At 46.4% G+C, this 20,703-nt stretch carries 23 protein-coding genes; all 23 read left to right on the plus strand.

The features are described from left to right. The first annotated feature begins 13 nt into the window (after window positions 1–13). The 23 genes from spaK to FOC35_RS13335 all read left to right on the plus strand — a co-directional run bounded on the left by spaK (window position 14) and on the right by FOC35_RS13335 (window position 20,548). The gene (gene spaK, locus FOC35_RS13225) at window positions 14–415 is read left to right on the plus strand and encodes a putative type III secretion chaperone InvB (protein WP_016537928.1); all 402 of its coding nucleotides are present in this window, start codon (window positions 14–16) and stop codon (window positions 413–415) included. Between the two features lie 5 nt (window positions 416–420). Beyond that, window positions 421–1,707 (plus strand): type III secretion system ATPase SctN, encoded by a 1,287-nt coding sequence (sctN, locus tag FOC35_RS13230; RefSeq protein WP_016537927.1) that lies wholly within the window; start codon window positions 421–423, stop codon window positions 1,705–1,707. Continuing rightward, window positions 1,697–2,143, plus strand: a complete 447-nt coding sequence (locus tag FOC35_RS13235) for a surface presentation of antigen type M protein (protein WP_016537926.1) — start codon at window positions 1,697–1,699, stop codon at window positions 2,141–2,143. The genes sctN and FOC35_RS13235 overlap by 11 nt, the downstream gene beginning before the upstream one ends. Then, window positions 2,131–3,114: a type III secretion system needle length determinant, SpaN/EivJ family gene (locus FOC35_RS13240; RefSeq protein WP_172569130.1), complete on the plus strand. Its 984-nt coding sequence runs from the start codon at window positions 2,131–2,133 to the stop codon at window positions 3,112–3,114. Before FOC35_RS13235 ends, FOC35_RS13240 begins: the two co-directional genes overlap by 13 nt. Continuing rightward, on the plus strand, window positions 3,111–4,046 hold the full coding sequence (locus FOC35_RS13245; protein ID WP_172569131.1) for a FliM/FliN family flagellar motor switch protein: 936 nt from the start codon (window positions 3,111–3,113) through the stop codon (window positions 4,044–4,046). The genes FOC35_RS13240 and FOC35_RS13245 overlap by 4 nt, the downstream gene beginning before the upstream one ends. Continuing rightward, window positions 4,033–4,698 carry an EscR/YscR/HrcR family type III secretion system export apparatus protein gene (locus FOC35_RS13250; protein WP_016537923.1) on the plus strand — a complete coding sequence of 222 codons (666 nt, stop codon included), beginning with the start codon at window positions 4,033–4,035 and terminating at the stop codon, window positions 4,696–4,698. Before FOC35_RS13245 ends, FOC35_RS13250 begins: the two co-directional genes overlap by 14 nt. A 15-nt stretch (window positions 4,699–4,713) precedes the next feature. After that, a complete protein-coding gene (locus FOC35_RS13255; protein ID WP_016537922.1) occupies window positions 4,714–4,971 on the plus strand; it encodes an EscS/YscS/HrcS family type III secretion system export apparatus protein in 258 nt (85 codons plus the stop codon). Window position 4,972: 1 nt separating this feature from the next. Further along, window positions 4,973–5,746 (plus strand): type III secretion system export apparatus subunit SctT, encoded by a 774-nt coding sequence (gene sctT / locus FOC35_RS13260; RefSeq protein WP_172569132.1) that lies wholly within the window; start codon window positions 4,973–4,975, stop codon window positions 5,744–5,746. 20 nt (window positions 5,747–5,766) lie between these two features. After that, window positions 5,767–6,831 carry an EscU/YscU/HrcU family type III secretion system export apparatus switch protein gene (locus FOC35_RS13265; protein WP_172569133.1) on the plus strand — a complete coding sequence of 355 codons (1,065 nt, stop codon included), beginning with the start codon at window positions 5,767–5,769 and terminating at the stop codon, window positions 6,829–6,831. Between the two features lie 96 nt (window positions 6,832–6,927). After that, window positions 6,928–7,437, plus strand: coding sequence for a type III secretion system translocator chaperone SicA (sicA, locus tag FOC35_RS13270; protein ID WP_305792497.1), 510 nt, complete (start codon window positions 6,928–6,930; stop codon window positions 7,435–7,437). A gap of 47 nt (window positions 7,438–7,484) precedes the next feature. Beyond that, window positions 7,485–9,392, plus strand: a complete 1,908-nt coding sequence (sctE, locus tag FOC35_RS13275) for a type III secretion system translocon subunit SctE (RefSeq protein ID WP_172569135.1) — start codon at window positions 7,485–7,487, stop codon at window positions 9,390–9,392. A 25-nt stretch (window positions 9,393–9,417) separates the two neighbouring features. Continuing rightward, window positions 9,418–10,359 carry a hypothetical protein gene (locus FOC35_RS13280; protein WP_172569136.1) on the plus strand — a complete coding sequence of 314 codons (942 nt, stop codon included), beginning with the start codon at window positions 9,418–9,420 and terminating at the stop codon, window positions 10,357–10,359. Window positions 10,360–10,415: 56 nt separating this feature from the next. Then, window positions 10,416–11,567 carry an IpaD/SipD/SspD family type III secretion system needle tip protein gene (locus FOC35_RS13285; protein WP_172569137.1) on the plus strand — a complete coding sequence of 384 codons (1,152 nt, stop codon included), beginning with the start codon at window positions 10,416–10,418 and terminating at the stop codon, window positions 11,565–11,567. Between the two features lie 12 nt (window positions 11,568–11,579). Next, window positions 11,580–15,005: a hypothetical protein gene (locus FOC35_RS13290; RefSeq protein ID WP_172569138.1), complete on the plus strand. Its 3,426-nt coding sequence runs from the start codon at window positions 11,580–11,582 to the stop codon at window positions 15,003–15,005. Window positions 15,006–15,043: 38 nt separating this feature from the next. Continuing rightward, on the plus strand, window positions 15,044–15,307 hold the full coding sequence (locus tag FOC35_RS13295; RefSeq protein WP_016537914.1) for a phosphopantetheine-binding protein: 264 nt from the start codon (window positions 15,044–15,046) through the stop codon (window positions 15,305–15,307). Between the two features lie 590 nt (window positions 15,308–15,897). Next, entirely contained in the window at window positions 15,898–17,112 is a 1,215-nt protein-coding gene (locus FOC35_RS13300) for a PrgH/EprH family type III secretion apparatus protein (RefSeq protein WP_172569139.1), read from the plus strand. Between the two features lies 1 nt (window position 17,113). Then, a complete protein-coding gene (locus FOC35_RS13305; protein ID WP_172569140.1) occupies window positions 17,114–17,386 on the plus strand; it encodes a type III secretion system needle complex protein in 273 nt (90 codons plus the stop codon). Between the two features lie 21 nt (window positions 17,387–17,407). Beyond that, window positions 17,408–17,710, plus strand: coding sequence for a type III secretion system inner rod subunit SctI (gene sctI, locus FOC35_RS13310; RefSeq protein WP_016537909.1), 303 nt, complete (start codon window positions 17,408–17,410; stop codon window positions 17,708–17,710). Next, window positions 17,710–18,588 (plus strand): EscJ/YscJ/HrcJ family type III secretion inner membrane ring protein, encoded by an 879-nt coding sequence (locus tag FOC35_RS13315; protein ID WP_305792498.1) that lies wholly within the window; start codon window positions 17,710–17,712, stop codon window positions 18,586–18,588. The genes sctI and FOC35_RS13315 overlap by 1 nt, the downstream gene beginning before the upstream one ends. Then, window positions 18,575–19,126: a hypothetical protein gene (locus tag FOC35_RS13320; protein ID WP_172569141.1), complete on the plus strand. Its 552-nt coding sequence runs from the start codon at window positions 18,575–18,577 to the stop codon at window positions 19,124–19,126. Before FOC35_RS13315 ends, FOC35_RS13320 begins: the two co-directional genes overlap by 14 nt. Next, window positions 19,107–19,817, plus strand: coding sequence for a hypothetical protein (locus tag FOC35_RS13325; RefSeq protein ID WP_172569142.1), 711 nt, complete (start codon window positions 19,107–19,109; stop codon window positions 19,815–19,817). Before FOC35_RS13320 ends, FOC35_RS13325 begins: the two co-directional genes overlap by 20 nt. Before the next feature lie 4 nt (window positions 19,818–19,821). Further along, window positions 19,822–20,019, plus strand: coding sequence for a hypothetical protein (locus FOC35_RS13330; protein ID WP_172569143.1), 198 nt, complete (start codon window positions 19,822–19,824; stop codon window positions 20,017–20,019). Then, a complete protein-coding gene (locus FOC35_RS13335) occupies window positions 19,997–20,548 on the plus strand; it encodes a hypothetical protein (RefSeq protein ID WP_172569144.1) in 552 nt (183 codons plus the stop codon). The genes FOC35_RS13330 and FOC35_RS13335 overlap by 23 nt, the downstream gene beginning before the upstream one ends. The last annotated feature ends 155 nt before the right edge of the window (window positions 20,549–20,703 follow it).

Consider the following 20,703-nt stretch of genomic DNA (forward strand, 5'->3'; position numbering starts at 1 on the left):
GGACATCATAATAATGTATATCGATATTGTTTCTTTGGTTCGTAATGCACTTCTGGAAAGTGGCTGTGATGAGTCTCTTTTAGGAGATTTTGACGCTCATTCAACGATATCCCTGGATTTTGATAATTATCCGAGCATGTTGATCAGTATTACCGATGACAATGTCTGGATCTGGTCAAAGCTGTGTGAAGCAAATGACGCCGTTTTACAACATAAAGCCTCGGTGTTGCTGGAAAAAATGATGAGCGGCTGCCTGTTTTGTATGACGGGGCAGCTGCAAATGCAGGTTAACGAAGGTTACATCGAACTGCGTGGCCTGGTTCATCCTGATTATCTGGAAAGCAGCAAAGGGCTTGCGGATGCGATGGATGAATTTTTTGCACAGCAGGAAGAATTCCTGAGCCTGATTCGGTAACAAGTATGAAGCAGCTACTACGCCAGCAGGCACACCCACAGCGTCTTTCTGGTCCCCTTATTGAAGCGATTCTGCCCGGCGTGAAGGTTGGCGAGTTGTGCGAAATCCGCGCCAGCTGGGACAAGCCGGCCGTTGTCGCGCGCGCTCAGGTGTTGGGATTTAACGGTGATAACACGGTTTTGAGCCTGATTGGCACCGCAAAAGGATTATCCCGGGAGGCTGTAATCAGCCCCACAGGGGCAAGTTTATCCGTGGTTGTCAGTCATGACCTGCTGGGATGTGTGCTCGATCCTGCCGGTAATGTTGTTGAGCGGTTCGTAGAAAATCATGATGGTTACGCCAGGGAAGTTCGTCAGGTTGATAGTCCGCCCCCTTCCTATCAGGAGCGAGTCGGTATCCGCCAACCGTTTTTCACCGGCGTACGCGCAATTGACGGCGTGATGACCTGCGGTATTGGTCAACGACTGGGCATATTTGCTTCGGCGGGCTGCGGTAAGACCACGCTAATGCACATGCTGATTGAGCAGGCTGACGCCGACGTTTTTGTTATTGCGCTGATCGGAGAGCGCGGGCGTGAAGTCACGGAATTTACTGAAGCCCTGCGGCAGTCAGAGCGCCAGCAAAAATGCATCCTGGTGTATGCCACGTCTGATTATTCCTCCCTCGATCGCTGTAATGCAGCGCTGGTTGCGACAACGGTTGCGGAATATTTCCGCGATGCGGGGATGAATGTGGTGTTGTTTCTTGACTCCATCACTCGTTATGCCAGAGCGCTGCGTGACGTTGCGCTGGCCGCAGGTGAGTCACCGGCTCGCCGGGGCTACCCGGCCTCGGTATTTGACTCATTACCGAAGCTGCTTGAAAGACCTGGTTCTACCCATTCAGGAAGTATTACGGCGTGGTACACCATTTTGCTCGAGAGTGACGATGAGCCGGATCCTATAGCCGATGAAATTCGTTCGATCCTCGATGGACACCTTTATTTAAGCCGGAAACTTGCCGCCAAAAATCATTATCCGGCAATCGACGTTTTAAACAGCGTTAGCCGCGTCTCCAGCCAGGTTTGTGAACCTGAACATCTTCAACTGGCTGGAGAGATCCGGCGTATTTTAGCGAAGATCGAAGAGCTACAAATTTTTGTTGATTTGGGGGAATACCAGCCTGGCGAAAATGCAGAGAACGATTATGCGATGAATAAGCGGGATGATCTACTTGCATGGCTGCGGCAGGGCGTAGATGAGCATGCCAGCTTCCGTGAAGTGTTTCAGGAGATGAGAGAACTTGCGTCATAAAATAAAGGCTCTGATCGTGCGCTCTGAATTCAATATTCAACGTAATGATTTGCTGATCGCTAAAAATGAAAGTGTTCATCGCTCTCTTTCTGCGCAAATAAATAAAGCCTACGAGGAGATGTCGGCAATAGTGGCGTTGATGAAGAATCTTTATCCCAACGGCATACTTAATAAAGAAAAATTATTGGCGATTCAGCGTCGCCAGGGGGCGCTGAAAAGAAAGTTGGCAGAGATGAAAATGCAGTCATCCCAGCTTGAGCACCAGCAAGAAGATTGCGAGAGGCAAAAGAGTTCTCTTGTCGAAAAGAGAAAAATTCTGCTCAGAAAAATGGATAAATATCAGTATCTGTGTACGGCCGAGCGTAAACAAAAAAGGCTCAGAGAGGCACGTATTGAGGAATCAGAAACGGAAGAGAGGATCTCATGGCAGCGGTAAATAATATCAATGCAGGCAACGAGGCCGCATTCGTAACGGCGGGAGAATCGGTCACCAGCCGCCTGGATGATATAGCAAAGAAAGTGCTCAAAGGTCGTTCTAAAACCCAGGATACGGCAGCGGCTTTGCCCCTGGGCTATTTGCCGGCTGAACGCTCAATGCAGCGCCTGGCTATGAGCCTTCAGGGGGGAAGCGCAAAGCATAGCCAGAATCAGGTGCGGTCAGTATTACCAGCCCTCACGGCTGAGGGCGTCGGTCCTGCAGGTGTTTTAGAAGGCGGGGAAAACCGTAAACCAGCCAGGACGTCAGCAGTTGGCCCATCGGCAAAGAATCTCGCTCGTTACGAGCATAACCCGGTATTGCCGACGGCATTACCGACGGCATTACCGACGGTATTACCGACAGTGTTGGCGTCTAAAGATAGCTCGGGAGTTATTATTTCATCGCCAGAGCGGCATGTTAAAAGTAACAAAGAGGCGGGGACTCAGCAGCCCACAAAGGATAATGAGATGAAGCCTCACGGCATCCCCTCATCTGAATCAGACCGACCGCATGAGCAATTATCCGCCAGGGAAAATATTCGCCCACATCTGGTAAATACTCATCTGCCTAACGCTGAACATACAGCTAAAGACATCAATCCAGGCAAAACGCTTAGCCATGCGCGAATGTCCAGCGATTTACTTGCAAGCGCAGCTTCTGAGCATCCTGCCAATAAAACTCAAGCCAGTGGTCGGCTGACTTACACTTTTTCAGACTGGGGAAGAGGTCATCAGGTTAATGTGCAAATGGCGGCCCACAATGGCACACCAGTGGTGCTGCACCCTTCCGATTCATTAGTTCAACAGCGCCTCGCCGACCATAGTGAGCACCACCATCAGGGGAATCCTGAATGGGTTTTCCAGGATGAGCAAGAGAAGCAGCATCCAGGGCAGCACCGACAGTCTGACGCCGATGAGGAGCAAGCGTGATACGCGGAAATTTGCGCCATTACTCGTCCCAGGAGCTGGCGTGGCGGCAGCATATTTTACGCTGGAAAAGCCAGGGATTTGTGTTTCAGCAGGGTATTAAACCGGGTGAGACGTTGCTCAATTTTACCAGTGACACGGGCTGGGAAGGGGTCATAGATCTACAAGCTTGGTTTGCAGGTATCTTGCCGGAAAGCGCAAAGATGTCCGGCTCTTGCTGGTCGGCACAGCAGCTGGAAGAGCTGTTTATTAACAGTTCTAATCCGCTGGAAGGGCTACCTGAAGAGCTTGAATATCATCAGCTGGCAAGCAAGGGTCTGACGAGTCGATCCAATATTACTGACTCAATGTACTCCTGCCAGTTTCAGCATGCTCGGGTATGGTTTTACGGCATACCTGAAAATCTCGCTGCGCCGGGATACTCCACCGGTGGGATGGCTGTCGGACATTTGCCGGTGGAGATTCAGTTTGAGGTAGGGCACAGCATTATTAGCATCAGCCTGCTAAAACGCGTTTCGGTCGGAGATGTGTTGCTGGTTAATAAGACTCAAAACTTTATTTTTTCGGGCGGCAATATTATTGGAAAGTTTTCCCATAATGAGGATGGTTTTATGTTTGACACTGAAGATGATTATACGGAAATAGATTTTGATGATTATGAAAATGATGCGGAAGCTGAGCCGCAAAAATTAATGCCGCGAGATAAAATTTCCGTCAAACTCGGTTTTGTATTGCAGCAAAATCGTATTGCTATCGATGAGCTGGAATCTTTGTATCAAGGAATGGTTTTACCTTGCGATCCCGATGCCGAGAAAAATATTACAATTACTGCCAACGGTGTTGCGATTGCCCGCGGTGAAGTTGTGTGGATTGAAGACCGCCTGGGCGTAGAGGTCAAAGAGCTTTATCAGGAGCCGGGCGATGATTCAAGGTAATGATATTTCGCTTATTGCAATACTGGCCTTTTCGACTTTACTCCCGTTTCTTATTGCCTGTGGTACCTGCTATATAAAATTCTCTATTGTCTTTGTCATGGTACGCAACGCCTTAGGCTTACAGCAGATACCGTCAAATATGACGTTAAACGGCATTGCCCTCGTGCTCTCCTTTTTTGTGATGATGCCGGTGGTGAAAAACGGCTATGAGGAATACCAACGTTCGGATATGGATTCCAGCAATCCACAATCAGTTGTTTATTTCGTTGAGCATGGGTTAGACAGCTATCGAAGCTATCTGGAGAAGTATTCAGACCCCGAGTTAACTCGCTTTTTTGAGCGGGTGCAGATAGAGCGGGATAAAGAAGACGACAGCCTTGCTCAGGAAGATGAAAGACCATCAATTCTCTCCCTGCTTCCTGCATATGCATTAAGCGAAATAAAGAGCGCGTTTAAAATCGGTTTTTACCTCTACCTGCCTTTTGTAGTCATTGACCTGCTGGTTTCCAGTATTTTACTGGCGCTGGGGATGATGATGATGAGCCCGGTTACGATATCCGTGCCGATAAAACTGGTGCTATTTGTGGTGCTCGATGGCTGGACGTTATTGTCAAAAGGCTTGGTGCTGCAATACATCGATCTCGCTTCTTAACAGGCCGGGTGGACTATGAATGAAATCACCTTCGCGGGTAATAAGGCGCTCTACCTTATTTTGATGCTCTCAGCTTTACCTATTGCCGTAGCAACGATAGTCGGGCTGCTGGTGGGGCTATTTCAAACGGTTACGCAGCTTCAAGAACAGACCTTACCCTTTGGCCTGAAGCTGTTGAGTGTCGCACTGTGTCTGTTCCTGGTAGCGGGTTGGTATGGCGATGTGCTAATCAATTTCGCCCGGGAGGTCATCCGGATGGCGATGGCCCGATAACATGCAGACGATGCTTTTCTTTGACTTGCACCGTTGGCTTTATGAAATGGCGATGGCGTCAGCCCGCTTAATGCCTGCTTTTATCCTGCTGCCATTTTTTAATTCCAGCACCCTGACCGGCGCTATTCGCCTGCCGGTGGCAATGCTTGTAGGCGTGGCTCTGTGGCCATACTCCGGCGCACCTATAGCAGGCTTTGATTCGGTCTGGTTTATGATTTTGATAGCTAAAGAGCTGGCCATCGGTCTGATTCTGGCTTTTTTCCTGTGCCTGCCCTGTTGGGTGCTGCACGCGGTGGGTAGCGTTATCGATAACCAGCGCGGGGCAACGCTTAGTAGCAGCATCGACCCGCTTTCCGGTGTGGACACTTCGGAGTTGGCTAATCTGTTTAACTTGTTTGCCGCAGTGGTCGTGTTGCAACACGGCGGATTGCTGACTCTTCTGGAGGTTTTTGAGAAAAGCTATCAGCTTTGGGGGCCTTACCAGATGGCGCTTCCTGGCATCGCGCCCGTGTTGGGTTTTTTGGGGCTGCTGGTGAGCAATGCGCTGATTCTTGCCAGCCCGCTGATTGTTATTTTCCTCTTAACCGAGCTGTGCCTGGGGCTATTGGCCAGATTTGCTCCTCAACTTAATGCTTTTGCTCTCGCACTAACGGTTAAGAGTTTTATCGCTTTCTTTTTGTTGCTTATTTACTTCACCCCGGTGCTGCCAGGGAAAGTCATGCTGCTGGAACTATTACCTGAAGGCATGCCGGCCTGGGTAAGCTGCCATATTTAGTTTTTATTCTGGAGGGCATAATGTCGGGGAGCAAGACGGAGAAACCCACTCCCAAAAAGAAAAGAGAGGCCGCCGAGAAAGGTCAATCTTTTAAGAGCAAAGATCTTATTATCTCCTGCCTGATTCTTTTTGGCGTGCAATATCTGGTGAGCTTTACTGGAGCTGTAGACCTTATGGTGCTATGGCGCCGGGTTATTGAAAATGGATTTATCAGTGACACCGAGGGTTACGCCAGAGCCGTTTTATGGTCAGGTGTAAAAATATTCCTGCCTTTCTTTTTACTCTGTGTAGCGGCCTCGGCTTTACCAGCGTTGCTGCAAACGGGATTCAAACTTGCAAGCAAGGCGCTAAAAATAAATTTTTCGGCACTCAACCCGGTTAATGGTTTTAAGAAACTGTTTAGTCTGCGCACGTTGAAAGATGTTGTCAAAACGCTGCTTTTTCTGGCGAGTTTTATTACTGCGGCAATTATGTTCTGGGATGGAAATAAGCTGTTGGTATTTTCTCAGGTAAATTCTGGAGTAGAGAATATTTTCCCGATATGGGGGCAGCTCTTTAGCTCTCTGGTTTATTTATGCCTGTGTTGCGCGCTGTTGGTTTTGATTCTTGATGCGCTAGCCGAATACTTTTTGCATATTAAAGATCTTAAGATGGATAAGCAGGAAGTCAAACGTGAGCATAAAGAGCAGGATGGCGATCCGGAAATAAAATCAAAACGCAAAGAGCTTCATATGGAGCTGCTTTCCGAGCAGGTTAAATCGGATATCGAGAACTCCAAAGTTATCGTCGCCAACCCTACGCATATTGCCGTAGGGATCTATATCAACATGGACGTTGTAGGCATCCCTTTTATCTCCGTTCTGGAAACCAACCAGCGGGCGCTGGCGGTGCGTGCCTATGCTGAAAAAGTTGGCGTTCCGGTAGTCGAGAACGTCAGGCTTGCTCGCAAAATATTCAAAACACATCGCCGCTATTCCTTTGTAAGTATTGATGATCTTGATGAAGTTATCGAAATTCTGATTTGGCTTGAGCAGGTTGAAAATGCCTGGGCGACTGAGCATCAACAGCCACCTGAAGACAAGTAAGAATGAGCGTTCTTTATGTGAACGTTTAGAATTCACATGTTTAAATATTGTCATCTTAATGAACGGTGACGCTACCAAAAGTGAGGTATGGATACAATGAAAGGTAATATCACTGAACAAGAGGCTGAATTGATTATGACCGCGACCATGGAGCATGGCGCGACATTACGTGAAATCCATGGTATCCCCGATGATACGATGGAAAATATATATGCTCATGCGTATCAGTATTATAAAGAAGGGCGCCTTGACGAAGCCGAAAGCTTTTTCAACTTTCTTTGTATGTATGATCTCAAAAATCCGGACTATTTTATCGGTTTGGGAGCGGTTAATCAGTTAAAGAAAAACTATCTTAAAGCCTGTGATTTTTATTCTCTGGCTTACGTTATGGCTGAAGATAATTTCCATCCGGTATTTTATTCCGGCCAGTGCCAGTTATTAATGGGTAATGTAGTTAAAGCACTTCAATGCTTCGATATTATTTGCCACAGATGTGCAGATGAGCACTTGGTTAATAAAGCAAAAATTTACATGAAGACTATTCGTCAAAATAGAATTGAGGATGTTTCAGATGAAAATACTGAAACCTCTGATGAGGCGAAATAGTTCAAAATAACAGCGTAATTAAGCGATAAAATAGAAAGGATCATATTATGGATTTGAGTTCATCAAAAGCAGCTCAAACTACCGTTTTGAATGCTTCGTTAAAGTCTACTTTGTCATCGACAAATGCAGCATCCAGAAAAACACATATTTCTGTAGCAAAAGGCGCACAGTTAAATGTGATGGCGCAGCAAAGAAGCCTGGATGAAATTGCTACTGGTATTTCTGAAGAGTTCAGTCTCGGCATTGATATGGACGGTGACCAGCCTGTACTCCGTGAACCCACCAATAGCCTGACGAATAAATCACAGGTTTTATTGGCGATGCTGCGCTACCAGTCACTGAGCAATACGATGGATGCACATCAACTTGCCAATGCCGCCGCAGTAATGGCTGCGCAGTCAGAGGCGATTACTCTACAAGCGGAGAAACTGTCTGCCGAGTTGGACGATTTGCAGAGCGAATTTGATGATCAAGGTAAGGTAATTGATTCAGCAAAGGAGGCAGAGAAGACAGCTAATTCGGAATGGACGAGTGCCAAAGACAAGTTAGATAGTGCCAAGAATGTGCTGGAAAATTTGCTTAAAGACCCTAATGCCAGCGAAGAAGATATCGCCAGGGCCAAAGCCGATGTTGCCTCAGCCACATCCGCTTACCAAAAGGCCGACGAAAATTTAACTGCGGCAAAGAATAAAACACAGTCTGCCATAGATGCCGGGCAAAACATTCTCGATAAGCTCAACGCTAAAACAGCAGAGCTAAATAAAAATTTCTCTGGTGTAGATCTGCCAGCCAGTTCTTCTGTTACCTACGCGGCTGAGCAGTCGGAGAAAGCGCTTTCACGTACCGCGGTCATGATTAAGCTGATTTCAGAATTCATTTTAAAAATGGATGAGGTTGCAAGTGAAAAGCTGAAGAGCGACCTTGAGATGAATCGCATACAGACTAAAGCGCGCCAGGCCGAAATGAAACGCAAGTCAGATGAGTATGAAGAGCAGGTGCGTAAAGCCGAAGAAACGCAGAAAATGGCGGACTGTATCGGAAAAATTTTGGGTGGCCTGGCAATAGCATTTGGTGCCATTACCACCATCTTTGGCGGTGCGGGTACGGCTTTGATGGCGATTGGTATCGGCTTAATGGTAGCTGACCCTATTGTTGAGGCAATTTCTGGTAAATCTTTAACCAGCATGGTTATGGATCCGTTAATGGAACATGTCCTGATGCCATTAATGAATTTTCTCGGAGATATTGTCGCGAAAATATTTGACTACACCCCTTTGGGCCTACTGCTGAAGGCAATAGATAATGCCACCGGTGCGAATATGATGGACACTATTCACACTGCCGTCACCGCAGTAGTTGCTATTGCAGCCATTGTCGCTATCGCATTAGTTGCTAAAAGTGCGGCTAAGTTTTTAATCCAGAAAATGACAAAAGCAATGACTGCGGCAATCATGCAGGCGATTAAGAGCGCGATTAAAAAGGTGATTGATAAAATCATCCCGCAGATCGTGAAAGGTATGGCTAAAAAAGGCTCTGCTGCGGTAAGCCAGCTGACAAAACAGATTACACAGCAAATCGAAGCGATTTCTGTAAAGATGACGAAAAATATTTCCGGTGTTTTAAAGGGTAACGATTCGGCGGTTATTAATCATCTCAAAAATCTTAATTTAAACCATTTGAATATGGCGCGCGTTGGTATGGATGCGTCAAACTCTATTGTGCAGTCAGGAATGAGTATGAATATTGCCAATGTTCAACTTGAAGCATCTAAGGCATTGGCTGAATTTCAGTTGGCTAATACTGATATTAAACTTCTGCGTGATTTGCTGGACACGATTATTAATTGTTTTACGCAGGATGGAAATCAAATTCAGTCAATAAGCCTCATGCTTTCCGATGCATTACAAAACCAAAATGCAGCAGGCAATTTTATTACACGCAATATGAAGGCTTGATTAGCCTCTACTATAAGGAAGAAATATGTCATCCATCCCATCTAATAGTATTAATGCTTATCAGGCACCGCTGAAGTCTTTAAGCAACGAAGATTATGTAGATCAGGCAGGTGCTAAGTCTGATAAATCAACGGCCATCAGTGATAGCAAAAGTATTCCCGTGTTTGCAGATGCTGCTGTCAAGAGTGTTATTACTGCTTCAATTCTTTTAGACATTGCACCTGATATTCCAAAAGGGAAAATTGATGCCGATCCGGTTAATTTTTCAAAGCAGATGGAACAATTGCATTCTACATTTTCCGGCTTGTCTCACGATCAGGTTAGCAAGGCCTATACCGAAGCGGGTACAGAGCTGGCTGTACTGGCTCAGAAAAGCGGGTTTGATATTACCAGTATTGCCAATGGTTTCAGTGGGCGAGCTGCAATTGGAATGGCTTCTAGTGGACTCTCAGCTGGTGTGCAAACCAAAGGACTAAACAATGCGAATAAAGCGATTAAGGTTCATGGCACGAAAGCGGTTAATCTCAATCGCAGTGCGGATAGTCTTTCCGCTAAAGCATCGCCAGGTAAACGATTAGGTTTAGGTAAAGAGAATACATCTGATGTTGAACTTCTGAAAAAGCAGCCAAATAGCCTCAAGCATGATGCTTCAATTGAGAATATGCAGCAGCAGATGCGTGCCAATGATGCGATGAGAATGCAGATGCATGGGCAGATGCTGGGTCAGGGTGGGTTAAATATAGCAACATTGTCCTCTTCAAATGGTCATGTTGAGAAGGCTAATGCCGATGCTAAAGCACAGATCAATAAAACTGATGAAGGCATCTTTGCTGCGCGTAAGGATTCGGATGAGCGTGAGCAGCAATCTATTGGGCGCTTTAAAGCAGAACTACTGCAACTACTGGCTCAGTTACTTACAAATCGTTCAGCTACCATTAGTTCAATGACTAATAATATTAAAGGTTAATTGACAGGTTTCCAAAAGATACCGCCTCCTATTCAGGAGGCTTACAGGAAAAATACATGAGTATTTCAAGTAACTATTTGAATAGTATTCCCAATCGTCACGCTTTTCATTCTGTAATCGATTCCAAAGATAGTTCATCAACTACCAGTCAGCATGTTGTTGTGCAGAAGGCAACACAAGGTTACAAAGCTGAATCAGCTGTGGATCGTCTGCTAAATAAGCCGTTCATTACCGTAATTGTTGGTAAAAATGAATTAATTCAATCGCTTAATGACAATCGTGTTGACGTGTTTATCGATAAGCTAGGTGCGATTAAAGCACGAACGGCATTAGTAAGCCGTGAAGTTTCTTCCCGTATGGATGTGTTACGCAATAGCGGCGCACCTGAAATGAAAGCTTCACTGCCATTACCGGCAGATCAGCGTAGCAGTGCTGGGCCAGCTATTGATATGAGCGCGTTTTTACGAAACCTTGGTTTGCTCAGCCCTGATATTCAACTGGATGGCGCTGAACAGGATAATTCTCTCCTTGACAGCTTAAAAAGTGCAACCTCAGGAGGACGTTCCGGACCATCTTCCAGCTGGAACATTTGCGAGTCAGTTGCCGATGCTATAGGTAATATGGGAGAGGATTATCTGGATGTGTTCCAGAACGCGGTTGAGAAATACGCAGCGTTCTACACTGATTTCACCGACTTTATGTCCAGACTTAAGGAGTTTATTCAGGAGGATGATGACGGTAAGATACGTCTTAACTTCGATAAGTTCACGTCTGCACTCAAGAGTTTGATCAGTCAATATAGTAGCGATAGTGCTACACGTTTGTACCCAACAGATAATAGTAAAAGTTCTCGCGAAGATTGCGAGGCTTGGTGCAAGGAAATGGGACTCGATCCGAACAAGTGTCTGAGAGGTTCTGGTAACAGTTATTCTGTAAATATAGATACTAGTCCACTAGAAAAGATCCTCGATTCAGTCAAACTGAATTGGAAAGGAAAAGAAGGGAACTGGATGTTGTTTGATAACTCCGCTGAATGGGCCGCATGGCAAGCTGGCACGGATATGCAAAAAGATACTGTTCAGACTGGCATGCAAACGCTTACCCAAAAATACTCTAACGCAAATTCTACATTCGATAATTTAGTCAAGGTCTTGAGTAGCACCATTACCTCTTTGTTGGACTGTGATAAAAATTTCCTTAATATTTAACAGGGGGTTGTTATGAGCGGCGGAGTTTCTGGGGTTGGCAGCATCAACTATAATTTTGTAAGGCAAAATGAGCCCGCAAATAAAACGGCTCTCGGAGATAATCTTAACGGGGTTAAAAATATCGATGATCTTCCTGGCCGCCTGAGTATTAAGCAGGCATCGGTCACTGATATCCTTTCATTTATCAGTTCTGATAAAATGCAGTGGCGTGAAAATTGCACCGTTAAGGTTGTTAATAATGATGAAACATCGGTTATAAATGCTGCCCCGCAGCGTGCGGAAGAAACAAATGCAGGCGAAGCCGCGAGCATTTCGGCCGATACTTCATTTAAACAAGGAATAAGCAAAGCGCTGCATGAGCTTCCATCCGACGAGGAGTTTATCTCTCAAAAGCAGCATGATGCCAAAGAAGACCTGATTGCCAGCCATAAAGAAGAAAATAATAAAACTGAAGAAAAGAAATTTCAAAAATTCATTAGTATGATCACCCACTTCTCGGGCCAGGAAGAGCATCGGGCCGTCAGGTGCGTTAACGACTTTTTGATGATCCGCAAAGAGGTGAAAGACAGCCTGCGGCCGGAAGACAGCGCAAAGAGAAGTGAGCTTGATAAGCTGACCAGTAAATTTATATCTATTGTTTCTAAAAATGGCCTGGGAATTGATTCCCTTGCCGCCGGGTCGATGAAATCCAGCGAATCTAAGCTGGACGAATTTCGCAGCGTTTGCAATCGACTGGTTGGGTTGAGCCGAGCCGAAAATGGACAATCTGATTTAACTTTTAATCACCAAATTTCCGATAAAATTGCTACTGCGATATTTAATTCCGGTTTATCCGCAGAGCAGCAAAAGCAGGTTCTGGATAAGAGCAGCGATCTGTTTCGCGCCTCTCAGGCTGAGCATAAGGATATGCATTGCAGCATTTCCGGCGCGCCGCTGCCACCGTTTGAACAGGTTCAGAACAGGCTTCATCATGAGTCGATCATTTTCGATCTGCTGAATCATCGCCTTGCAGAAATGGCTGATAATGCGCCAGCCGCAGATGGCAAAAAGCAGGATGGCCCGACAGCCGGGCCTGGGGCTCCCGCTCAGCCTGGCCAGACAATTTATAATGTCACCATCGATAATTCTATCCATGCCAATATCAATGGCGGCATGAATGCCAGCGAATCAGCTAAAGCCGATAATGACGTCAATTTTGATAAAACACCGGTAAACGACCATTTAACTCAAACTGATAGCGCTTCACCTTATCATAGCCAGCATGTTCAGACAGAGACTGAGCATAACGCCGCGACAGGCACTCAGGCGGGTGAGGGGCTCAATCCACCTGTTACCGAAGAACCTTTCACCAGGCAGTTTGCAAAGGTAAATACCGCCACAATTCCTTCAGTTCCGGCGCAAGAGCCTGGAGCGGAAGTGACACCTGACGATGAGACACAGCAGCCGAAGCCGGTTGTACAGCCAGCCGTGGAGCCCAGGGTAAATTCGGCGGTGAAAGACTCCTGGACGGAGCCTCAGGCAGCATCGTCAGCCCCTGCCCCATATTCTCAGCCATCAACAGCCGGGTCCGACGTTCAGGCGCAACCGGTAAAAGCGGACAAAGCAACCTCCGCAGGGAGTGAACAGGCTATGGGCGTTAAGCCTGAGATGCGCACTGCGGGTCAGCAAACGGCGAAGGAGGTAAAACACCCTACGGTTGATGCCAGCACCAGCTACTTCGGTAGCCCGGGTTCGTCCGGGGCGCGTTCAACGCCGTCGGATGCGGGGCGTAATAAAGCCAGCGGTAATTCCGGCGTGGGCGTCGGGCGCGGGGCGCAGACGGTTGGCTTATCCTCTCAGCCATCAACGGCCGGGTCCGACGTTCAGGCGCAACCGGTAAAAGCGGACAAAGCAACCTCCGCAGGGAGTGAACAGGCTATGGGCGTTAAGCCTGAGATGCGCACTGCGGGTCAGCAAACGGCGAAGGAGGTAAAACACCCTACGGTTGATGCCAGCACCAGCTACTTCGGTAGCCCGGGTTCGTCCGGGGCGCGTTCAACGCCGTCGGATGCGGGGCGTAATAAAGCCAGCGGTAATTCCGGCGTGGGCGTCGGGCGCGGGGCGCAGACGCCGGGAGCATCAGCTCAAGCGGCAACCAACGCAGGGCTGGCTGTTGCAGGTAATCGAGCCTTTGCTCAGGCAAATTCAACTTCCCAGAAAAATATATCCAAAGAGACAGTGCGTACTAGCATACGCACGGAAGCTGTCTCACGGTCTTCCACACTCTCGGCTATGGTAACGCAGCAGGCAACACGCGATGCCGGAGCATCGAATAAGCAGTCAGCTAAATATCCTCCGGTGGAGACGACAAATAGCTATTTTGGTAGCCCTGGCTCATCCGGTGCTCGTTCCGTACCGTCAGATTCTGCTCGCGAAAAAGGGAAAGCAGGTATTGGGCGAGAAACGCAAACAGCGGGTAAGGAGTCAGCGAAGGTTGCTGTTCAAACTGAGATGGATATTCAGAGGGGGAAATCCGCTGTGGAACAGCGGGCTGCCGATGAGCGAGGGATGAAAGCGGGAACCCAGACGCATATCGGGCAACATGCAATGATGCAGGCTTCACCTCTGATTAATTCCGCTCAGGTACATGCAACGGTACAAAAGGCTACGGCGGAAACGGTGGTGGGCAACGTCCAGCGTAACGCTGTAAAGCCTGAGGCAGGTGCGCAAAGTGTGGCAGGGGCGAAGAATCCGTCGATGAAAAAACATCCTCCGGTAAACACGAGCAGAAGTTATTTAGGTAGCCCTGGCTCGTCCGGTGCGCGTGCCGTTCCCTCCGATTTTGCTGGCGTGAATAATCCCGTGCGGGGCGGAGCAGCCGGTCGGGCAGCGCCAGATAAAAATGCCGCAATCCCAAAGCAGTCGGTTGATTTACAAAACACGGCTAAGGCAGCAAGCCAGCACGGTGCTGAGGCGAGAGCACATACAGCCCCTCAAAACCTCAATCATCAGCCAGCGAAAAAACATCCGCCGGTGGGAGCGACCAATGGTTATTTAGGCGGCCCGGGCTCTTCCGCCGCGCGTAGCGTGCCTTCCAGTTTTGCGCGTGCTCGTAAGGTGTCGGAGCCAAAAGTGGCAGGTTCAGGAGCTAACAGTGAGAGTGCTGATGCTTCTTTTGCACGAGAGTCCCACCAGTCGGTTAATTCGCAAGATGTCAGTAACACCGTAAGCCAGCGGACTGCCACGGGTCATAAAATGGTTGGCGCTACGCAAGGACAGAGGGTTGTTGCACAGAATAATAGCGATCTGAAATCCCAAAAAGATGGCGTACAGGGTGGCCAGGCTAATAAAGGCCCACGTGCGCAGACTTACATGGATCGCCAAAATCAGGGCTATATTGGCAGCCGTGGTTCTGCTCAGGCTACGCCATTCTTTAACGGCCCGGCAAATAAAAAATAACTAAGGTATTCCCCCTTCGGGGGGAATGAATAACGGGAATGATGACTCAGTATAATATTGTTAGCGCGGTTAACGAAATAGTCGCATCAACGCTGAACTGCTCTATTCACGGTGTACAACCAGAAAAACATCTCTGTTATGACTTGCTGGCTGATTCATTGGCATTGCTCGATATATCCCTGGCACTGGAAGATAAATTCAAAATTGAATATAAGGAGGAGTTTCTTGCTGAAACGGAATATGTTAAAGACCTGTATTCTATAGTCGGCAAAGCGCTGTCCACCAGCCAGCAGTTATCATGAGTAATGAATGTTTCTGGCAACGTAAGGGGGTATAAAAAGCAATGACATGTATTCCACACGTAGAGTGGTTACTCCTGAAATGATAAAAATTAGAAAATGTAAGTCTGAAAAATAAAATTCGGAGAGCTATTTATGACTTTTGCAATTTGATAGAGTGCGACATCGTTAGTCGCGTTATACTCGATGAGAGTGAGCTTAAACGCTTGCAACCTCTAAGAGGATATCCTGTTAAGAAAGTTTTTAAAGTGGGTATTTGTTTTTCTCCCTCTTTTTTACCTCTCATCTTATCTGTTAATGTTATTCCTGCTGCAAATAATGATGGGAAAGTGATGCCAAAAAGAAGATGCCTGAACCAGAAAGTGGTTTCTTGTCATCGTTTGTGATTGTTAAGGTATATATATTTAAAAATATCTAACTGAGTTTAATTTAATCTCAGATCTGCAATTGCTTTCCTCCCGCTATCTGTACAGATTGCCTATCATTTTTCCATTGTAATTGAATCAGGATGTCCCGTATCGCTCATTGTATCCTGTCTCCAGGGTTGATGGATTATTGTATTCATCCTTGATTACAAGGGCATGTGCTTCGTTATGTTAGAAGAAAGAGAAAACGGTGGACCCGGGAAACAGCTGGTCGTTCGTCTGTTAAATGGAATGTTACGCGGATGTGAGTTTACCCTTGTATCGGGAAAAACACTCTTCATCATTAGTGGTGAACAGGCTATTCGTCAGCAGCATCATGGAACGCTTTTACCGGAAAATACTATTTATATTCCGGCAAAAGAGAATGGTTCAAATTTTGAAGTTCTGGTGCCAGAGAATGACGACGAGCCGGTTATCTTGAGAGAAATTCAGGATGATGCTACACCGGAAAGCGTTTTTCCGGCTAACCAGATTGTGGCCGTCGGAGGGCAAAAGCTAGCCTGGCGAGAGGCGGACGGCAGTTTTTCAGATGAAATTCTATTCTATTCGAACGATAAACTTAACGAAGCCCAAAAAAACACCGTCGAACCTCTGAGTAGAGCCCCCAAAAAGCAGTGGTGGAAAGCTCTGGTTGCTCTGGGAATTGTGGGGTGCATCTCTTTCGCCGGGTACACATGGCTGACTGAAACACAGCGGCAGATAACCTCCGTGGCTGATTTTTTGAATAGGTCGTCAGATAGCTATCAGATTGTGTACGGCAATGACAAAATTATTTACGTGCTTGCAGACGATGATAAATCCGCTCAATGGGCGATTCAATCCATGGTCCGTATTCCACAGCCTTATCGCACAAAGGTGCTGACCTTAGGAGCCGAAGAGCAACGGCTCGGCAAGTGGATTGAGAGTAACTGGCCTCAGGTGAAATTTCATCGAATAAGACTTGCAGATGTTAAACATCCGGTGCTCGAAATAAGCGCTGAGCGCACCAGATTAAGCGATGTGGAAAGAGATAGATTTATTGCCGCATTGATCAAAAATGTTGCTTATGCCAACAGCATCGCCATTTCTGAGATTTCTGATAAAAAAATAAAATTACTCGCTGCTGACGGCCTGAAAAAAATGGCTCTGTCGTTTACCGAAATAAATAACGGAAATAGCATAACTTTTGTTATTCGTGGAGCCATTGAAGATGGCGAACTGGAAAGGTTGAAAGAGTTTATTACTCGCTACTATCAGGCTTGGGGGGGAGAGTACGTGCAATTCGCCCTCGAGCTGAAAAATGACTGGCTGAAAGGCAAGTCGTATAAGTATGGAACACAGGGATATGTGAAATTATCACCTGGCCATTGGTATTTCCCGAGAAGCTTACAAAAGGAGTTATAACATGAGTTCGCCAGTAGATAGCCCAAGGGCAACGGCCTACGTCTGGGACGGTTTTTTGTCCCATACATCCAGCACGTTTGACCAGGGGGTTACCGAATTAAATAAAGAGTTAACAGAAGCTTTATCTGAGTTAACGAAGGATCCATCCAACCCACAGCTGTTGGCTCAATATCAGTCTCGCCTTTCGGAATATACGCTTTACCGAAATGCGCAATCTAACGTTGTGAAGGTTTATAAGGACGTTGCTTCCGCAATTATTACTAACTTCCGCTAATGGATTATTAAGAGAAAGATTATGAGTATAGCTTTGAATTCTATTCAGGCATTCACCGGTCAGGCATCGGATATTACAATGTCTGATCCTACGTCACTGTCGCTGGAGGAGCGTATGATTCAGGCATACGCAAAAACATCTACGACGGTTCAGGCTGAACAGGCTGATGTTATTAATAAGCTTCAGCAGGCAAGAGTCACCTCCGATCCGGCTGAGTTATTCCGGCTACAGCAAAGAACCTCTGATTATAATTTGCACGTTTCAATGATCAGTACCCTGACCCGTAAAGGCGTCAGTGCTGTAGAGACTTTACTGCGTTCCTGATGATGAAAAAATTATATCTTGTTCTGCCGTTAATGATTCTGCTGCTTACGGGTTGTAAGCAGGAACAGCTGCTGAAAGGCCTTGATCAAAGCCAGGCGAACGAGGTTATTGCGCTGTTGCAGCGCAATAACATTTCGGCTGACAAAAAAGATTCCGCAAAAGAAGGGTTTAGCGTTTCTGTCGATCCGAAGGACTTTGCCGCAGCCGTTGATCTCATGTCGACATATGGCTTGCCTCGCGCGCCAAAGATGGAGATCGCGCAGATGTTCCCGGCCGACTCTCTGGTCTCTTCCCCGCGTGCCGAAAAAGCGCGTTTATATTCTGGAATAGAGCAACGTCTTGCTCAGTCATTGCTGTCAATTCGTGGCGTTGTCTCCGCTCGGGTGCATGTCAGCTACGATTTTGATGCCGGTGAGGGGGAGCGAAACAAAAAGCCAGTTCATTTGTCATCGCTGCTTAATTATGACGAGCGCATTGTGGATCCGTCGCTTCTGATTGGTGATGTGAAAAGGTTTCTAAAAAACAGCTTTGATAATATTGATTACGATAATATCTCCGTTGTGCTTTCTAAAACTGAAGACGTACAGCGAGTTCCACCCGTTGTAGCACCTGATAAATCATTCTCGGTAACGTCGTTGTTGCTGATCGTAGGTCTGTTATTTGCCAGTGCTCTTCTTTTCATTTTGTTCTTCAAAAAAAATGGCCATTCTCTGAAAGAGACAATGCGGCGGCGCCCGATTTTTCATAAAAATGAACGAAGCGGCGGAGGTGCCATAACAGGTGACGATGTGCCGGATAAATCGGATTTAGAGCCTGAAAAGGGTCATTCAGATGCGGAACCAGGTGCCGATTTCAAAGGCTCTAATGATGCACGCTGACGTAAAATATATTATTTACGATCCTATTTCATGGATCCATCCAAAGCGTTTTTCACTCCCCAAAAAGCTGGCTACAGCAAGATGTCGCAGCATTATCAACGATATTATTTTGCATCAGTATGGGCTTTCAACGGGAGATATCGATTTATCGAATAGCAAAGAAAACTATCTCGCCCACCACTGGGCGGTACTGGCTAAAGCTGCTTTTATGGCAGCCTGCCACAGGTATCGTTCCGCTCTTGCTTATAATGGCTTAATGTTCAAACTTGATCCTCTGACTTTTCAATTCACGCAGTGCGAATTAACAGGCTCAAGGGATGATTTTAGAGGGGATATTACCTGGGGATGTTTGCGCTTCCTTGCGTATCGGGAATTAATGACCTTTAGTTCTGATGTTTCATTATTAATGAAAGAACGCATTCCTCTTTTATTTGAAAAGCAGGCTGAGGTGAATATGTCGGATAGTTTTATTTTGCAGCAGAATGACAATGAAATATTGGTAAGGATGGCCATTCAATATGCCAAAAGAAATCACTAACATAGCACCTCATAAAGTACACGAAAACGTGCTCATCCCTTCCAAAACGTTGAAGAAAATCAGGGAGGGCGATGGGCTGCTCAGGCAGGCGAAAAGCAGGGCTAAACAACTTATTAAGCAGGCCGCGCAGGAAAGCGATAATATTCAAAAAGAAGCTTATCGTGTCGGTTATGAACGTGGTTTGTTGATGTCTATCGATTCTGTTTGCCAATTTATTGATAATAATTCGAGTTACGCCCATGATCTTTATCTTAAGGTTCAGAAGGATATTAAAATTTTATTGTCAGACATCCTTGATGAGGAAGCCGTTATTCTCAACGTGCTGGAGCAATGGGTTGATGAACTTGATAAAGATGATAAAAATTCTCCAGTCTGTATTCTAATGCCCTATGCGAATCGCCGATTCCGAACGGGCCTGTCTCGTGTGGTGGAAGGTAAGCATGCCGGTTCGGTGGTTTTTGAATATCACCACGAGCCGCGTTTTGTTTTTAAATATAAAGAACGGCTTGCCGAATTTTTCCCAGAGGAATTTATCTATTCTAGCGTCGAGACATTAACCGGAGGAATAGATTTTTATCCAGATCATCAAAAAATATCTGAGCAGGCCATACAGCATCTCCATGAACAACTTTCCCTTCGTTATCCGCAATGTGATGAAACAATGCGTGATACTCAACATCATGAGGAGTAATACCATGAATATAGATAGCTCTGCATTCAGCGCCCGTCAATCGAATGAGCTGAATGCGCATGAAAAGATAAAGACGCTTGATGAGATGGCCTCTAAAGAAGCGAGTCCGCCTAATTTCGGCTTTACTATTATGTATGAAGAATGGAAGCAAAATATCCTGTTATCAAATGGAATCAAAGATGATGAAAATGCCGACTGGTAAGCTTTTGGCCTTACTATTGTTGCTTGTCCCGGTGCTTATCTCCGGGTGTCAGTCTCCGGGTAAATCTCTTTCAGGAAAGGGAGCGGCAGACCTCCAGCAGGTGCAATGTGAAAGTGATATGAGGTTTATTGCAGCTGACTTGCCCGCTCAACTCTACCAAAGAATGAATAATTGTATTAAATCGCGGGAGTGGGGCGATGCAACCTTTCTCTATGCCCTGGCAGGAAGTAAAACCTGGTATGATGCGAGGCGGGTGGACAGTCAATATGCGCATGCGCGGCACAGCAGGTTACTCAAAGAAAGTATCGATTCACTTAGCAGCCAACAAAAAAAGACATTTTGGGATAATGTGCAGCTAAAAATGAACGATGGCCAAAAAAGAGATGAACTATGTCAAAGGGTAAAGGAGGCCGGAACGCCTGAATACCGGCCTGACTACATGTTTATTGATCCTTTCAATGCCGCCGATTTTAATTTTTCCAATAGGGTCAGCTGGGAGCAGGCGGTCAATCGCTATCTGGAGTGTTAACTTACTGTTTTAAATCAAACTGCCTGATTTCAGGCAAAGTGCCATAATGCCTGGCGCCATTACAGCAGTGATGTTGCGCCATCGCGGTATTCCAACCCAATCCATCACCTTCCTCCCTCCGCTATTCTACCAGCAGTATTGCCTGTTAATTATTT

Source organism: Cedecea sp. FDAARGOS_727 (assembly GCF_012273235.1).
Classification (GTDB): domain Bacteria; phylum Pseudomonadota; class Gammaproteobacteria; order Enterobacterales; family Enterobacteriaceae; genus Cedecea; species Cedecea davisae.

Coding starts and splice junctions, on each gene's coding strand:
- FOC35_RS13280 (WP_172569136.1), top strand. CDS start 9,418: ATGTCATCCATCCCATCTAATAGTATTAATGCTTATCAGGCACCGCTG.
- FOC35_RS13330 (WP_172569143.1), top strand. CDS start 19,822: ATGAATATAGATAGCTCTGCATTCAGCGCCCGTCAATCGAATGAGCTG.
- FOC35_RS13265 (WP_172569133.1), top strand. CDS start 5,767: ATGTCGGGGAGCAAGACGGAGAAACCCACTCCCAAAAAGAAAAGAGAG.
- FOC35_RS13240 (WP_172569130.1), top strand. CDS start 2,131: ATGGCAGCGGTAAATAATATCAATGCAGGCAACGAGGCCGCATTCGTA.
- FOC35_RS13305 (WP_172569140.1), top strand. CDS start 17,114: ATGAGTTCGCCAGTAGATAGCCCAAGGGCAACGGCCTACGTCTGGGAC.
- sctE (WP_172569135.1), top strand. CDS start 7,485: ATGGATTTGAGTTCATCAAAAGCAGCTCAAACTACCGTTTTGAATGCT.
- FOC35_RS13320 (WP_172569141.1), top strand. CDS start 18,575: ATGATGCACGCTGACGTAAAATATATTATTTACGATCCTATTTCATGG.
- FOC35_RS13315 (WP_305792498.1), top strand. CDS start 17,710: ATGATGAAAAAATTATATCTTGTTCTGCCGTTAATGATTCTGCTGCTT.
- FOC35_RS13250 (WP_016537923.1), top strand. CDS start 4,033: ATGATTCAAGGTAATGATATTTCGCTTATTGCAATACTGGCCTTTTCG.
- sctN (WP_016537927.1), top strand. CDS start 421: ATGAAGCAGCTACTACGCCAGCAGGCACACCCACAGCGTCTTTCTGGT.
- sicA (WP_305792497.1), top strand. CDS start 6,928: ATGAAAGGTAATATCACTGAACAAGAGGCTGAATTGATTATGACCGCG.
- FOC35_RS13290 (WP_172569138.1), top strand. CDS start 11,580: ATGAGCGGCGGAGTTTCTGGGGTTGGCAGCATCAACTATAATTTTGTA.
- FOC35_RS13255 (WP_016537922.1), top strand. CDS start 4,714: ATGAATGAAATCACCTTCGCGGGTAATAAGGCGCTCTACCTTATTTTG.
- FOC35_RS13325 (WP_172569142.1), top strand. CDS start 19,107: ATGCCAAAAGAAATCACTAACATAGCACCTCATAAAGTACACGAAAAC.
- FOC35_RS13300 (WP_172569139.1), top strand. CDS start 15,898: ATGTTAGAAGAAAGAGAAAACGGTGGACCCGGGAAACAGCTGGTCGTT.
- FOC35_RS13295 (WP_016537914.1), top strand. CDS start 15,044: ATGATGACTCAGTATAATATTGTTAGCGCGGTTAACGAAATAGTCGCA.
- sctT (WP_172569132.1), top strand. CDS start 4,973: ATGCAGACGATGCTTTTCTTTGACTTGCACCGTTGGCTTTATGAAATG.
- sctI (WP_016537909.1), top strand. CDS start 17,408: ATGAGTATAGCTTTGAATTCTATTCAGGCATTCACCGGTCAGGCATCG.
- FOC35_RS13285 (WP_172569137.1), top strand. CDS start 10,416: ATGAGTATTTCAAGTAACTATTTGAATAGTATTCCCAATCGTCACGCT.
- spaK (WP_016537928.1), top strand. CDS start 14: ATGTATATCGATATTGTTTCTTTGGTTCGTAATGCACTTCTGGAAAGT.
- FOC35_RS13335 (WP_172569144.1), top strand. CDS start 19,997: ATGATGAAAATGCCGACTGGTAAGCTTTTGGCCTTACTATTGTTGCTT.